This window comes from Caballeronia sp. BR00000012568055, from assembly GCF_029439455.1.
GTDB lineage: Bacteria > Pseudomonadota > Gammaproteobacteria > Burkholderiales > Burkholderiaceae > Caballeronia.
This window is the reverse complement of the sequence record NZ_JAQFVG010000358.1, coordinates 48,218-60,693: the sequence shown is the minus strand read 5'-3', so window position 1 is coordinate 60,693 and position 12,476 is coordinate 48,218. Positions and strand designations below refer to the sequence as shown.

General features: G+C 61.0%; 15 protein-coding genes. 10 read left to right on the top strand and 5 right to left on the bottom strand.

What is annotated here, in order from left to right:
• Positions 1-2: 2 nt before the first annotated feature.
• Together can and P7F28_RS32055 are read left to right on the top strand one after the other, a co-directional pair.
• Positions 3-764 (top strand): carbonate dehydratase, encoded by a 762-nt coding sequence (gene can / locus P7F28_RS32060; protein WP_306806112.1) that lies wholly within the window; start codon positions 3-5, stop codon positions 762-764.
• Complete coding sequence (locus tag P7F28_RS32055; RefSeq protein ID WP_277189307.1) at positions 757-1,938, top strand: acetyl-CoA C-acetyltransferase; 1,182 nt, start codon at positions 757-759, stop codon at positions 1,936-1,938. Before can ends, P7F28_RS32055 begins: the two co-directional genes overlap by 8 nt.
• A 56-nt stretch (positions 1,939-1,994) precedes the next feature.
• Here the strand turns inward: P7F28_RS32055 and P7F28_RS32050 are convergent, their stop codons facing one another.
• The 5 genes from P7F28_RS32050 to ubiM all read right to left on the bottom strand — a co-directional run bounded on the left by P7F28_RS32050 (position 1,995) and on the right by ubiM (position 4,555).
• Positions 1,995-2,384, bottom strand: coding sequence for a type II toxin-antitoxin system VapC family toxin (locus P7F28_RS32050; protein WP_277189509.1), 390 nt, complete (start codon positions 2,382-2,384; stop codon positions 1,995-1,997).
• Positions 2,385-2,394: 10 nt separating this feature from the next.
• A complete protein-coding gene (locus P7F28_RS32045) occupies positions 2,395-2,634 on the bottom strand; it encodes a hypothetical protein (protein ID WP_277189306.1) in 240 nt (79 codons plus the stop codon).
• A gap of 28 nt (positions 2,635-2,662) precedes the next feature.
• Positions 2,663-3,079 carry a type II toxin-antitoxin system VapC family toxin gene (locus P7F28_RS32040; protein ID WP_277189305.1) on the bottom strand — a complete coding sequence of 139 codons (417 nt, stop codon included), beginning with the start codon at positions 3,077-3,079 and terminating at the stop codon, positions 2,663-2,665.
• 17 nt (positions 3,080-3,096) lie between these two features.
• The gene (locus tag P7F28_RS32035; RefSeq protein ID WP_277189304.1) at positions 3,097-3,300 is read right to left on the bottom strand and encodes a DNA-binding protein; all 204 of its coding nucleotides are present in this window, start codon (positions 3,298-3,300) and stop codon (positions 3,097-3,099) included.
• Positions 3,301-3,385: 85 nt separating this feature from the next.
• A complete protein-coding gene (gene ubiM, locus P7F28_RS32030) occupies positions 3,386-4,555 on the bottom strand; it encodes a 5-demethoxyubiquinol-8 5-hydroxylase UbiM (protein ID WP_277189303.1) in 1,170 nt (389 codons plus the stop codon).
• A gap of 116 nt (positions 4,556-4,671) precedes the next feature.
• Here ubiM and P7F28_RS32025 point away from each other — a divergent pair, with 116 nt between their 5' ends.
• The 8 genes from P7F28_RS32025 (at position 4,672) to bioB (ending at position 12,461) form a co-directional block, all read left to right on the top strand.
• Positions 4,672-5,349: an SDR family oxidoreductase gene (locus P7F28_RS32025; RefSeq protein ID WP_277189302.1), complete on the top strand. Its 678-nt coding sequence runs from the start codon at positions 4,672-4,674 to the stop codon at positions 5,347-5,349.
• A gap of 17 nt (positions 5,350-5,366) precedes the next feature.
• Positions 5,367-5,975 (top strand): glutathione S-transferase family protein, encoded by a 609-nt coding sequence (locus P7F28_RS32020; RefSeq protein ID WP_277189301.1) that lies wholly within the window; start codon positions 5,367-5,369, stop codon positions 5,973-5,975.
• Entirely contained in the window at positions 5,972-6,391 is a 420-nt protein-coding gene (locus tag P7F28_RS32015; RefSeq protein WP_277189300.1) for a YchJ family protein, read from the top strand. Before P7F28_RS32020 ends, P7F28_RS32015 begins: the two co-directional genes overlap by 4 nt.
• Positions 6,392-6,732: 341 nt before the next feature.
• Entirely contained in the window at positions 6,733-7,980 is a 1,248-nt protein-coding gene (locus P7F28_RS32010; protein ID WP_277189299.1) for a dienelactone hydrolase family protein, read from the top strand.
• 283 nt (positions 7,981-8,263) lie between these two features.
• On the top strand, positions 8,264-9,550 hold the full coding sequence (locus tag P7F28_RS32005; protein ID WP_277189298.1) for an adenosylmethionine--8-amino-7-oxononanoate transaminase: 1,287 nt from the start codon (positions 8,264-8,266) through the stop codon (positions 9,548-9,550).
• Positions 9,547-10,737, top strand: coding sequence for an 8-amino-7-oxononanoate synthase (bioF, locus tag P7F28_RS32000; RefSeq protein ID WP_277189297.1), 1,191 nt, complete (start codon positions 9,547-9,549; stop codon positions 10,735-10,737). The genes P7F28_RS32005 and bioF overlap by 4 nt, the downstream gene beginning before the upstream one ends.
• Positions 10,734-11,432, top strand: a complete 699-nt coding sequence (gene bioD, locus P7F28_RS31995; RefSeq protein WP_277189296.1) for a dethiobiotin synthase — start codon at positions 10,734-10,736, stop codon at positions 11,430-11,432. The genes bioF and bioD overlap by 4 nt, the downstream gene beginning before the upstream one ends.
• Before the next feature lie 12 nt (positions 11,433-11,444).
• Positions 11,445-12,461 carry a biotin synthase BioB gene (gene bioB / locus P7F28_RS31990; protein WP_277189295.1) on the top strand — a complete coding sequence of 339 codons (1,017 nt, stop codon included), beginning with the start codon at positions 11,445-11,447 and terminating at the stop codon, positions 12,459-12,461.
• Positions 12,462-12,476 lie beyond the last annotated feature (15 nt).

Here is a 12,476-nt window from a genome sequence, read left to right as displayed (position 1 = left end):
TCATGACTGACATCAATCCCCTCGCGCATCTTTTCACCAATAACGAGAACTGGGTTTCGCACAAGCTCGGCGAAGATTCGCAGTTCTTCGAGCGGCTCGCGCATCAGCAGACGCCGGAATATTTGTGGATCGGTTGCGCGGATTCGCGTGTGCCCGCTAACGAGATTATTGGTTTGCCGCCGGGCGAAGTGTTCGTGCATCGGAATATCGCCAATGTGGTGGTGCACTCGGATCTCAACTGTCTGTCCGTCATTCAGTTCGCGGTCGATTTGCTGAAGGTGAAGCACATCATGGTCGTCGGCCATTACGGCTGCTCGGGCGTGGGCGCGGCGCTGGTCGGCAAGCGCGTCGGTCTCGCGGATAACTGGCTGCGTCACGTCGAGGATGTGCGCGAGAAACATGCGGCCTTGCTCGATGAATGGCCGGTCGGCGAGGCGCGGCATCGTCGATTGGTGGAACTGAATACGATCGAGCAGACCATCAACGTGTGCCGCACAACCGTCGTCGGGGACGCGTGGGCGCGCGGACAGGATTTGACCGTGCACGGCTGGACCTACGGCGTGCACGATGGCCGTCTGCGCAATATGGGCATGATGATCGGCAAGCAGGACGAGATCGATCCGGTGTATCGGTCATGCGTCGCGGCGCTGGGCCGCGGCAGCGCGCATGGCGCGGAGAACGACGTGCTCGCATCCGATGCCGCGCGTCTGGGCGATCTGCCCGCCGTCATACAAAGCGTTATCAAGGAGATGAAACATGAGTGATGCTGTGGTTATCGTGTCGGCGGCGCGTACGCCGATGGCAGCGTTTCAGGGCGATTTCGCATCGCTGACGGCGCCGGAACTCGGCGCTGCGGCGATCCGCGCGGCGGTCGAGCGCGCCGGTTTAAAGCCCGAACAAATCGATGAAGCCATCATGGGCTGCGTGCTGCCTGCTGGACAAGGGCAAGCGCCCGCGCGTCAGGCGGCGCTTGGCGCCGGCTTGCCGCTCGGCACGGGCTGCACGACCATCAACAAGATGTGCGGCTCGGGCATGCGCGCGGCGATGTTCGCGCACGATATGTTGCTCGCCGGTTCGGTCGATGCGATCGTCGCGGGCGGCATGGAAAGCATGACAAACGCGCCGTATCTGCTGCCGAAAGCGCGCGGCGGCATGCGCATGGGACACGGTCAGGTGCTCGATCATATGTTCCTCGACGGGCTGGAGGACGCGTACGACAAAGGCCGTCTGATGGGCACGTTCGCGGAGCAATGCGCGTCTTCGTACGAGTTTTCGCGGGAATCGCAGGATGCGTTTGCGGTGGAATCTTTGCGGCGGGCGAAGCGCGCGAACGAGGATGGTTCGTTTGCGTGGGAGATTGCGCCGGTGACGGTCGCATCGCGCAAAGGCGATACGGTCATCGATCACGACGAGCAGCCGTTCAAGGCGAACATCGACAAGATTCCGTCGCTGAAGCCGGCGTTCGCGAAGGATGGCACGGTGACGGCGGCGGATTCATCGTCGATATCGGATGGCGCGGCGGCGTTGGTGATGATGCGGGAATCGACAGCTCAACGGCTCGGCGTGACGCCGCTTGCGCGCGTGGTCGGACACAGCACGTTTGCGCAGCAGCCCGCGTTGTTCACGACCGCACCGGTCGGTGCAATCCGCAAATTGTTCGATAAGAACGGCTGGCGTTCTGGTGACGTCGATTTGTACGAGATCAACGAAGCGTTCGCCGTGGTCACGATGGCCGCGATGCGCGAGCATGATTTGCCGCATGATCGTGTGAACGTGAATGGCGGCGCTTGTGCGCTTGGGCATCCGATTGGCGCTTCGGGCGCGCGAATTTTGGTGACGTTGATTGGGGCGTTGCGGGCGCGTGGGGCGAAGCGCGGGGTGGCGAGTTTGTGTATCGGTGGTGGTGAGGCGACGGCGATGGGGATTGAACTGGTTTGATCGACTCGGGCCGGCTTTTCTTGCTTGTTGCTTATTGGCTTCGGGCCGGCCTTGCGTCAATCAAAAGGATTCAGCACTTTCACGTCGGTGCCCTCGAAGTCTTTTACATTGCGCGTGACGACGGTGAGTCCGTGAACGATCGCCGTCGCCGCGATGAGCTTGTCCAGCGCGGGTTCCGCGTGCGGCACGCGAAGGCGGCCCCATAGTTCACCGATGGCTTTATCGACGGGAAGGATGCGTTGTTTGTATTCCTCTTTGACGGAATCGAGCCAGTTGCCGTAGATGGACGCCGAGCGGACATCGCCGCGACGGCGCGACATTTCGACACCGCGCCGGATCTCCGCGATTACGACGATGGAGAGATGGACTGAATCTTCTCCTTCCTCTCGCTCAAAGAACTCTCGTACGCCTTTGTTTGCACGATGGAGCTTCCTATGCTCGCTCATGACGTTGGTATCAGCGAGATACATTTCCGCGGCCCTCATTCAATATCTGATCGAGAATGTCGTCTTCTCCAAAGTAAGGCATGGTCGCGAGAAAGGCGTTGAAGCGCCGGTTATCTTCGGGTTCGTACTTGCGCTCGCACGCAGGACCGAGACCGCCGTACTTCATATCGGCGCGAAGTTCGGCACGAAGTTTTTCGATATAGGCGGGATCGATTTTTTCGGAGTCGGGTAATGGGGTGGGGTTGGTCATGGGTGGTCGTTTATAGTGATTGATTAAACTACTCGAATGGATTCAGCACTCTGACGTTCGTGCCTTCAAAGTCCTTCACATTACGCGTGACGACCGTCAAGTCGTAAGTCAGCGCGGTTGCCGCAATCAGTTTGTCGATGGCCGGCTCTGCGTGTGGCACACGAAGTCGTCCCCACAATTCGCTGATTTCTCTGTCGACTGTCAAGATCAGCGGCTCGTACTCTCGCATGATCGAGAATAGCCATCTTTCGAGAACACGCGCCTGCTCATCGTCTGATCTGCGACGAGACATTTCGATGCCGCGCCTGATTTCGGCAATCGCCACGACTGAGAGATGAACAGCGCGTTGGTCCTTCTCCGCCTGCTCGAAGAAGGCACGCACACCTTTGTTCGCGCGCTCCTCTTTCCTTCGCTCACTGATGACGTTGGTATCGGCAAGGTACATAGCGTTTCGCTCAACGCTCAGACTCTTGCGAAGTCTTCGTCGTCGCCGACATTCGGCATACGCATCAGATCTTCGATGAAGGCCCGATTACGAGTCTGCTCCAATCCGTGTTCGAGGATTTCGAGGTGATACGCCTCCGGGCTCTTCAGGAACAAGCCAGCGACTTCCTCCAGGCGAGCAATCAGTTTTTCGTCAACATTTCGCAAAATCAGATCTGCCATTCCGGCTCCTTGTTCGATATGCAACATTTCGACTCTATCGCAATCCGAACGATTTGCGAGCTAGCCAGAAGGCATAAGCCAAACCTCACTTCCCCGCCAACGACATCGCCACCGCGCGCCTGAATGGCGTGACTTTTTCCCCGATCCGCAGCAACACATCCCGCGCCACCTTGGCCGGCAGGGAGTCGCGCGTATAGACATCCGCGATCACGCGCGTGAGCTGATAAAGCGGCCACGTAGCCATTCGATGTACCCGCTCATAGCGCTGCAAAAGCGCATCGCTGGCGATATCGCGATGGGCGGCGTGCGCATCGAGGATCGCGAGCGACAGCGTTTCGATGCCCCCCAGCCCGAAGTTGAATCCATGCGCGGTGACCGGATGCATGCCGACCGCCGCATCGCCGGCCGTGGCAAAGCGCTTGCCGACCAAACGCCGCGGATAAACGCCAATCAACGGATAAACATGTCTGCTCGATATCAACGACATGCGTCCGAGCCGACATTCGAAACGCCGCTCGATGTCACGCGCGAACGCGTCCGCATCGAGTTGCTGCAATTGCTCAATTTTTTGCGATTGCAGTGTCACAACCACGGACGATCGGCCGTCATGCATGGGTAACAACGCAAGCGTCTGACCGTAGCCAAACCACTCCCAGGCCGAGTGATGGTGCGGTTCGTCGTGAGTCATGCAACACACCAACATGGACTTGCCAAAATCGTGCATATCGGCAGCGATACCCATCATGCGTCGCGTCGCGGAGAAGCGGCTGTCGGCGGCAATCACGAGTTGCGCGTCGAGCGTCTTGCCGCTCGCCAGTGTCACGCGCGCGCCCGAAGCATCGGTTTTCAGATCGGTCACGCGCTCGGAAGTGACGACATCGAGCGAGCCTGCTTTCAACGCTTCGAAGGCCGCGCGGCGAATCAGATGATTCGACACCAGCCAGCCAAGCTCCGAATGGCCGGTCAGCTTGTGCCCGATCTCCATCGCGAACGGCGACGATCCGTTCATCACGCGCGCATCCCGCAGCGGCGATTTCGCGCGCTCGCCAATCCGCTCCCACACGCCCAGCGTCTTCAGCATCGCCACCGACTTTTGCGTCAGCGCAATCTCGCGTCCATCGAATGCCGGGGCGCGCAGCGCGTCCTCGCTCTGCTGCTCGATCAGCGTGATCGACAAGCCCGCACCGCTCAGCGCATTCGCCAGACACAAGCCCGCCGGTCCCGCGCCGACAATCACGATATCGGTATGCATCATCACCCGTTTGTACGAAGAAAAATCGAAGAACGATACTGCAACGCTCGCGAAAGGAAACGCGACAGCGGGTCGCGTTATAGTCGAAGTCAGGCCCACAACGTTTATCGGCGACCAACATGAAAACGGCTCTTATCATCGGTGCGTCACGCGGTATTGGTCACGAGTTCGCGCGCGAATACAGCCGCGACGGCTGGCGCGTGCTCGCCACCGCGCGCGACAAATCATCGCTGCACGCGCTCGACGCAATGGGCGCGCAAACTTTCTCGCTCGACGTCACGCAGCCCGAGCAAATCGCCTCGCTCGCGTGGCAGTTGGACGAAGAAAAACTCGATGTGGCGATCGTCGTTTCCGGCGTCTACGGTCCACGCACCGAAGGCGTCGAAACCGTCGATGCGCAAGACTTCGATCAGGTCATGCACACCAATGTGCGCGGCCCCATGCAGCTGATTCCCGTGCTTCTGCCGCTCACTGACGCCGCGCGCGGCGTGCTCGCGGTGGTATCGAGCAAGATGGGCAGCATTGGCGAGGCGAGCGGGACGACGGGCTGGCTGTATCGGACGAGCAAGGCGGCGCTGAATTGCGCGGTGAAGGTGGCGTCGCTGGAGTCGCGGCATTCGGCGTGTATTGCGCTGCATCCGGGCTGGGTGCGCACGGAAATGGGCGGGCCGTCGGCGGCGATCGATGTGGCGCACAGCGTCTCGGGCATGCGCGCGGTGATCGCGCAGGCGGGCGCCATGCGTGACGAATTCAACGGCACCTTCGTGCAGTACGATGGCACGAAGCTCGAATGGTGAATCTCAGGACTTCGACTATGACTTATGAAGTACACGGCGTTTCGTCGTCGGGCAACTGCTACAAGGTTCGCCTCGTTCTCGAACAACTTGGCCTGCCGTATCGCTGGCATGAAGTGGACATGATGAGCGGCGCGTGCCGAACCGAAGCGTTCCGCAAGCTCAATCCGAATGGCAAGGTGCCGGTGCTGATCATCGACGGGAATACGACGCTGTCGGAATCCGGCGCAATCATCAGCTATCTCGCGGACGCCTCGCCGCTGCTGCCCACCGATCGCCTCGAACGCGCGCAAGTGCTGCAATGGATGTTCTTCGAGCAATACAGCCATGAGCCGTATGTGGCGGTGGCGCGTTTTATCCGCGTGTTTCTGAAGCAGCACGACGATCCGCGTCTGCCCGAGAAAACCGCCGGTTCGTATCGCGCGCTCGATGTGATGGAGCAGCATCTGGCCACGCGCACGTTCTTTGTGGGCGAGCGCTACACCATTGCCGATATCGCGCTGTACGCCTACACGCATGTCGCCGATGAAGCCGGTCTCGATCTCGCGAACTATCCGCATATCCGCGCGTGGCTCGAACGCGTGCGCACGCAGCCGCGTCACATTGAAATGCCGGGCGTCGATCAATGAAGCCAGTGGAATGTCCCTGCGGCGGCGCATCGCCGGTGCGCCGTCCGAATGCGAAAGCGCCACGCTATGACTTATGCTGCGCGCGCTTTATCGAAGGCGGCGAAAAGCCCGCGAACGCAATGGAACTGATGCGCTCGCGCTACACCGCCTACGTGCTCGGCAACACGCCTTACCTGCGCTCGACGTGGGCCGAAGAAACCTGCCCGCCCGACCTCGACGCGTCCGACACCACCACGCGCTGGCTCGGTCTCGATATCAAACGCCATACGGTGGTCGATATCAATAATGAGGAAGTCGAATTCATCGCACGATATAAAGTAGATGGGCGCGCGCATCGGCTTCATGAAGCCAGTCGATTCAGACGTAATAGCATCGGCAATTGGATATATATCGACGGAGAAATCAAAAATAAGTAAACACATCTTTAATATAAAAAGATGCTTGTGCAAGTATTAGTTTCCTGAATTTCTCCTTTCAGATTAAGCAGTTACGGGGATACGCTAATTGTGCAGTGCAATTTTGAACAGTTAATCTGTGGTTCATGCCAGACCACCGTCAGCTTGGTGACATGGCAATGCAGCGAAGCCCCGTTTTGAAGCCATTTGTCATGCTTGTTCAACGCATGACTCCCGGAAACCGCATTCGATACTGCTCATCAGAGCAGCGCGACAGGTTTGACTTCAATTCAGTCATTTGGGGCCAAGCCGAATCAACGTATTAATCGAATGCACCTGCGAATGCGGGCCGGAGTGCGCGGATGGGAATCAAGACTCTGTTGGTCGGATGCAGTATGGCGATTTCGCTTGCGACGTCGTTGTTCACGTCCCAGGCAAGCGCCGAACCGATCGGCGGAGTGCGTCCTTCCGAAGGTCTGCAAGCGCCCGCGTTCGGTCAGACCATTCCGGATTCGCTCGATCAACATTTGCCGGTCGTCGCCAATGGTCTGAATGAATCCGTCATTCAGGTGCCCGAAGGCGATATCGCGCTCGAAACCACCGTGTTCAAACCGGACGGCGCGGGTCCGTTCCCGATGATCGTCTTCAATCACGGCAAGCTCCCCGGTGACGCGCACAATCAGCCGCGCAATCGCCCGGTCGCGCTTGCACGCGAGTTCGTGCGTCATGGCTATGTGGTGGTCGTGCCGAATCGCCGTGGCTTCGCGGGTTCGGGCGGTCAATACGCGGGCCACGGTTGCGATGTCGAAGCGAACGGTTTCGCGCAGGCGCAGGACGTTGCCGCCACCGTTGATTACATGAGCCAGCAGGCTTACGTGGACAAGACGCATATCGTCGTGGCGGGCACGTCGCACGGCGGGTTGACGACTATCGCTTATGGCGCGCGCGATGCCGTCGCCGCTCCCGGCGTGCGCGGTCTCATCAACTTCTCGGGCGGTCTGCGTCAGGACGAATGCGAAGGCTGGCAAAAGAATCTCGTCGATGCTTTCGGCGACTACGGTCAGCACGTACGCCTGCCGTCGCTGTGGATGTACGGCGACAATGACTCGGTCTGGCAAGGCGACCTCTCCGCAAAAATGTACGCGTCGTTCGTTTCGCACGGCGCGCGCGCCGAGATGACCGACTTCGGCAAGTACAAGAACGACGCGCATCGGCTGGTCGGGGATCGTGACGGCGTGCAGGTCTGGTGGCCGCGCGTGAAGACCTTCCTCGCGCAGATCGGCATGCCGACGGCCGTGCAGTATCAGGTCGCCGAACCGAGCCTGCCGAAAGCAACGGACTTCGCCAATCTCGACTCCGTGAACGCCGTTCCGTATGTCGATGAAAACGGCCGCGAGGGTTATCGCAACTTTCTGAATCAGTATTCGAGCCGCGCGTTCGCCGTATCGGATTCCGGCGCGTGGTCGTGGGCCGAAGGCGGCGACGACCCGATGTCCGTCGCGCTGGCCAGTTGCCAGAAGCAGAGCAGCGATCCGTGCAAGCTGTATGCGGTGGATAACCGCATCGTGTGGAAGGATCAGGCGGCGGACACGCAGACCGCGTCGAACTGAAGTCAAACTGAAGCACGTTTAAGCGAAATTTCGAAACGCCGGCCTCGCGCCGGCGTTTTCGCATCTTGAAGCGATAACGCCGCCAGATCAGCGAAGTTAGGCGCGATAGCGCTTTTTCGCATTTCGGACAGGCGTGTACGCCTCAAGCGAAAGGCCGTGGAAACGCGAAGCCCGCGCGTGTTTTAGCGATAATCGACCTAAGCCGTATCTCACGCTTATCCATGCAGGCACCTGCTTGTCCGAAGTATCCGGCTCGCAAGCAACGCGGGCCAGGGAGTCGTTTTTGAACACTGAAGCCAATCAAGACTGGGTCGCGCGTTCGCTCGCCGCCGTGTGGCATCCGTGCACCCAGATGAAGCACCACGAACGCATGCCGCTCGTGCCGATCGCGCGCGGCAAAGGCGCGTGGCTGTTCGATCCCGCTGGCAATCGCTATCTCGATGCGATCAGTTCGTGGTGGGTCAACCTGTTCGGCCACGCGAACGCCGATATTAATCAGGCGCTGAAAGATCAGCTCGATACGCTCGAACACGCGATGCTCGCGGGCTGCACGCACGCGCCCGCCGTCGAACTGGCCGAGCGTTTGTCGGCGCTGACGCAACGCACGCTCGGTCATGCGTTTTTCGCATCCGATGGCGCATCGGCGGTGGAAATCGCGCTGAAGATGAGCTTTCACTTCTGGCGCAACCACGGCCGCACGGAGAAGCGCGAGTTCGTGTGTCTGGCGAATAGCTATCACGGCGAGACCATCGGCGCGCTCGGCGTGACGGACGTCGCCATTTTCAAGGACGCTTACGACCCGCTGATTCGTCACGCGCATGTGGTTGCATCGCCAGCGAGCGTGGGCGAAGACGAAGCGCTCGCCGCCATGCGCACGCTGTTCGAGCAACGCGCGGCGCAACTGTCGGCGGTGATCGTCGAACCGCTGGTGCAATGCGCCGCAGGCATGGCGATGTACGACGCCTCGTATCTCACGCGGCTGCGCGCGCTCTGCGACGAGTTCGACATCCACCTGATCGCCGATGAAATCGCGGTTGGCTGCGGCCGTACCGGGACATTTTTCGCGTGCGAGCAAGCGGGCATCTGGCCGGACTTTCTGTGTCTGTCGAAGGGCATCAGCGGCGGATATCTGCCGCTGTCGATCGTGCTCACGCGCGACGCCATCTACCAAGCGTTCTACGACGACGACTTCACGCGCGGCTTCCTGCATTCGCATTCGTACACCGGCAATCCGCTCGCCTGCCGCGCCGCGCTGGCCACGCTCGATCTTTTCGAACGCGACAACGTGCTGGCAGAAAATCGCCGCAAGTCGGCATTGCTGCGCGAAGCATTCGCGTGGGCAAAGAACCTGCGCCAACGCGGCACCATTTTCGCCTTCGACGTCGATACCCAAGACCCGACTTTCTCGCGCCGCTTCTTCGCCAATGCGCTCAAGCGCGAACTGCTGATGCGTCCCATCGGCAAAACGGTTTATCTGATGCCGCCGTACACCCTCTCTGACGACGAACTCGTCCTGCTCGCGCAACGCACGCGCGACACGCTCGACGCCACGCTTGCGGAGACGGCATGAGCACGACATCGAACGCGCTTTACGAAACGCTGAAACAAGGCTTGAAAGATATCGACGCACGCGGTCTGCGCCGCCGCCGCAAAACCACCGACAGCGCGTGTTCCGCGCATATGACCGTGGATGGCCGCGCGATCATCGGCTTTGCCAGCAACGATTATCTGGGCCTCGCCGCGCACGAAGGCATCCGCGCGGCGATGGCCGAAGGCGCGTCGAAGTACGGCGCGGGCAGCGGCGGATCGCATCTGCTGGGCGGACATTCGCGCGCGCACGCGCAACTCGAAGACGATCTCGCCGCGTTCTCCGGCGGTTTCGTCGATAACCCGCGTGCGCTGTACTTCAGTACCGGCTACATGGCGAATCTCGCCGTGCTGACCGCACTCGCCGGACGCGGCACGCTGGTGTTTTCGGACTCGCTGAATCACGCCTCGCTGATCGACGGCGTGCGTCTGTCGCGCGCGCAAACGCAGATTTATCCGCACGCCGATATGGCCGCGCTCGACGCCATGCTCGACGCATCGCGCGATGAAAACGCGACGAAACTCATCGTCACGGATACGGTCTTCAGCATGGACGGCGATACCGCGCCGCTCGCGCGTCTCGTGGAACTCGCGGAAAAATATGGCGCGTGGCTCGTCGTCGATGATGCGCACGGTTTCGGCGTGCTCGGTCCGCAAGGACGCGGCGCGCTGGCCGACGCCGCGTTGCGCTCGCCGCATCTCGTTTATGTCGGCACGCTCGGCAAGGCGGCGGGGGTATCGGGCGCGTTCGTGTGTGCGGATAAAACCGTCGTCGAATGGCTGATTCAGCGCGCGCGTCCGTATATCTTCACGACGGCGTCGCCGCCGGCGGTCGCGCATGCGGTGTCGGCGAGCGTGCGGATCATTGCCAGCGATGAAGGCGATGCACGCCGCGCGCATCTCGCCTCGCTGATCGAAACCACGCGCGCGATGCTCAGGCGCACGCGCTGGATGCCGGTCGATTCGCACACCGCCGTGCAGCCGCTCGTCATCGGCGCAAACGACGAAACGCTGGCAATTGCCGCCGCGCTCGATGAGCACGGACTCTGGGTGCCCGCGATCCGTCCGCCGACCGTGCCTGCGGGCACATCGCGGCTGCGCATATCGCTGTCGGCTGCGCACTCGGAAGACGACCTCGCCAAACTCGATCACGCTCTGAATACGCTATGACCGCTTTGTCTTTGTTCGTCGCCGGAACCGATACGGAAATCGGCAAGACCTTCGTCTCGTGCGCGCTGCTGCAAGGCTTCGCGCGCGCGGGCCTGCGCGCCGCCGCGATGAAACCGATCGCCTCGGGCGCAACGGAACGCGACGGCGTGCTGCACAACGAAGACGCCGATCAACTCGATGCCAACGCCAACGTCGCGCTGCCGAACGCAATCCGCACGTCGTTCATGATGCGCGAGCCGATTGCACCGCATATCGCGGCGGCGCGTGAAGGGATTGCGTTGGACATCAGGCGGATTGTCGAGGCGCATGCGATTGCGCGCCAGCAAGCGGATATCGTCGTGGTCGAAGGCGTCGGCGGTTTCCGCGTGCCGCTCGACGATCAACACGACACCGCCGATCTCGCCGTCGCGCTGAATCTGCCCGTCGTGCTGGTCGTCGGCATGCGGCTCGGCTGCATCAGCCACGCGCTGCTGACGGCCGAAGCCATCGCGTCGCGCGGGCTGACAATCGCGGGCTGGGTGGCGAACCGCATCGATCCGAACATGCTGTATCCCGACGAAAATATTCACACGCTGAAGCATCGACTCGACGCGCCGCTGCTCGGCGTGATTCCCCACATCGCTCCATCCGATGCAACGCGCGCGGCCAGCCATCTGGATATCGCCGCGTTGCTCGACCGAATTCGCATTCAATAAAGGACTCTCATCATGACCACAACTCAATCTCGCTGGCGCGTCGCCGATGTCGTCGCTCTGTACGATCTGCCGTTCAACGACCTGCTGTTTCGCGCGCAAACCGTGCATCGCGAACATTTCGATCCAAACGCGGTGCAGTTGTCCACGTTGCTGTCGATCAAGACGGGCGGCTGCGAGGAAGATTGCGCGTATTGCCCGCAGTCGGTACATCACGAGACCGGTTTGAAAGCCGAAAAACTCATGGAAGTCGATGCCGTGCTGCAAGCCGCCGAAGTCGCCAAAGCGAACGGCGCGACGCGCTTCTGCATGGGCGCGGCGTGGCGCAATCCGAAGGATCGTCACCTCGAGCCGATCAAGGACATGATTCGCGGCGTCAAGGCGATGGGCCTGGAAACGTGCGTGACGCTCGGCATGCTGGAGCAGCATCAGGCGCAAGGTCTGCGCGACGCGGGCCTCGACTACTACAACCACAATCTCGATACCTCGCCCGAGTTCTACGGCCAGATCATCTCGACGCGCACGTATCAGGACCGTCTCGACACGCTGGAGCACGTGCGCGATGCGGGCATCAATGTGTGTTGCGGCGGGATTGTCGGCATGGGCGAATCGCGGCGCGAGCGCGCGGGGCTGATCTCGCAGCTGGCGAACATGGAGCCGTATCCCGAATCGGTGCCGATCAACAATCTGGTACAGGTTTCCGGCACGCCGCTGACCGGCACCGAAGCGCTCGATCCCTTCGAATTCGTCCGCACGATCGCGGTCGCGCGTATCACCATGCCGAAAGCGATGGTGCGTCTCTCCGCGGGCCGCGAGCAAATGGACGAAGCGCTGCAGGCGCTGTGCTTCGCCGCGGGCGCAAATTCGATTTTCTACGGCGATCAACTTCTGACGACGAGCAATCCGCAAGCGGAAGCGGATCGCAAGCTGATCGAACGATTGGGCATGCGCGCGGAAACGGCGCAGAACGTGAGCGCGCCCCAACGCGATCACGAGCACGCGTGCGGCGGCGTATCCGTGCACGCGCACTGAGTCGCCGCATACGCT

Excerpts from the sequence above, each read along its gene's own strand:
- can (WP_306806112.1), top strand. The coding sequence starts at position 3 with ATGACTGACATCAATCCCCTCGCGCATCTTTTCACCAATAACGAGAAC.
- P7F28_RS32055 (WP_277189307.1), top strand. The coding sequence starts at position 757 with ATGAGTGATGCTGTGGTTATCGTGTCGGCGGCGCGTACGCCGATGGCA.
- P7F28_RS32050 (WP_277189509.1), bottom strand. The coding sequence starts at position 2,384 with ATGAGCGAGCATAGGAAGCTCCATCGTGCAAACAAAGGCGTACGAGAG.
- P7F28_RS32045 (WP_277189306.1), bottom strand. The coding sequence starts at position 2,634 with ATGACCAACCCCACCCCATTACCCGACTCCGAAAAAATCGATCCCGCC.
- P7F28_RS32040 (WP_277189305.1), bottom strand. The coding sequence starts at position 3,079 with ATGTACCTTGCCGATACCAACGTCATCAGTGAGCGAAGGAAAGAGGAG.
- P7F28_RS32035 (WP_277189304.1), bottom strand. The coding sequence starts at position 3,300 with ATGGCAGATCTGATTTTGCGAAATGTTGACGAAAAACTGATTGCTCGC.
- ubiM (WP_277189303.1), bottom strand. The coding sequence starts at position 4,555 with ATGATGCATACCGATATCGTGATTGTCGGCGCGGGACCGGCGGGCTTG.
- P7F28_RS32025 (WP_277189302.1), top strand. The coding sequence starts at position 4,672 with ATGAAAACGGCTCTTATCATCGGTGCGTCACGCGGTATTGGTCACGAG.
- P7F28_RS32020 (WP_277189301.1), top strand. The coding sequence starts at position 5,367 with ATGACTTATGAAGTACACGGCGTTTCGTCGTCGGGCAACTGCTACAAG.
- P7F28_RS32015 (WP_277189300.1), top strand. The coding sequence starts at position 5,972 with ATGAAGCCAGTGGAATGTCCCTGCGGCGGCGCATCGCCGGTGCGCCGT.
- P7F28_RS32010 (WP_277189299.1), top strand. The coding sequence starts at position 6,733 with ATGGGAATCAAGACTCTGTTGGTCGGATGCAGTATGGCGATTTCGCTT.
- bioF (WP_277189297.1), top strand. The coding sequence starts at position 9,547 with ATGAGCACGACATCGAACGCGCTTTACGAAACGCTGAAACAAGGCTTG.
- bioD (WP_277189296.1), top strand. The coding sequence starts at position 10,734 with ATGACCGCTTTGTCTTTGTTCGTCGCCGGAACCGATACGGAAATCGGC.
- bioB (WP_277189295.1), top strand. The coding sequence starts at position 11,445 with ATGACCACAACTCAATCTCGCTGGCGCGTCGCCGATGTCGTCGCTCTG.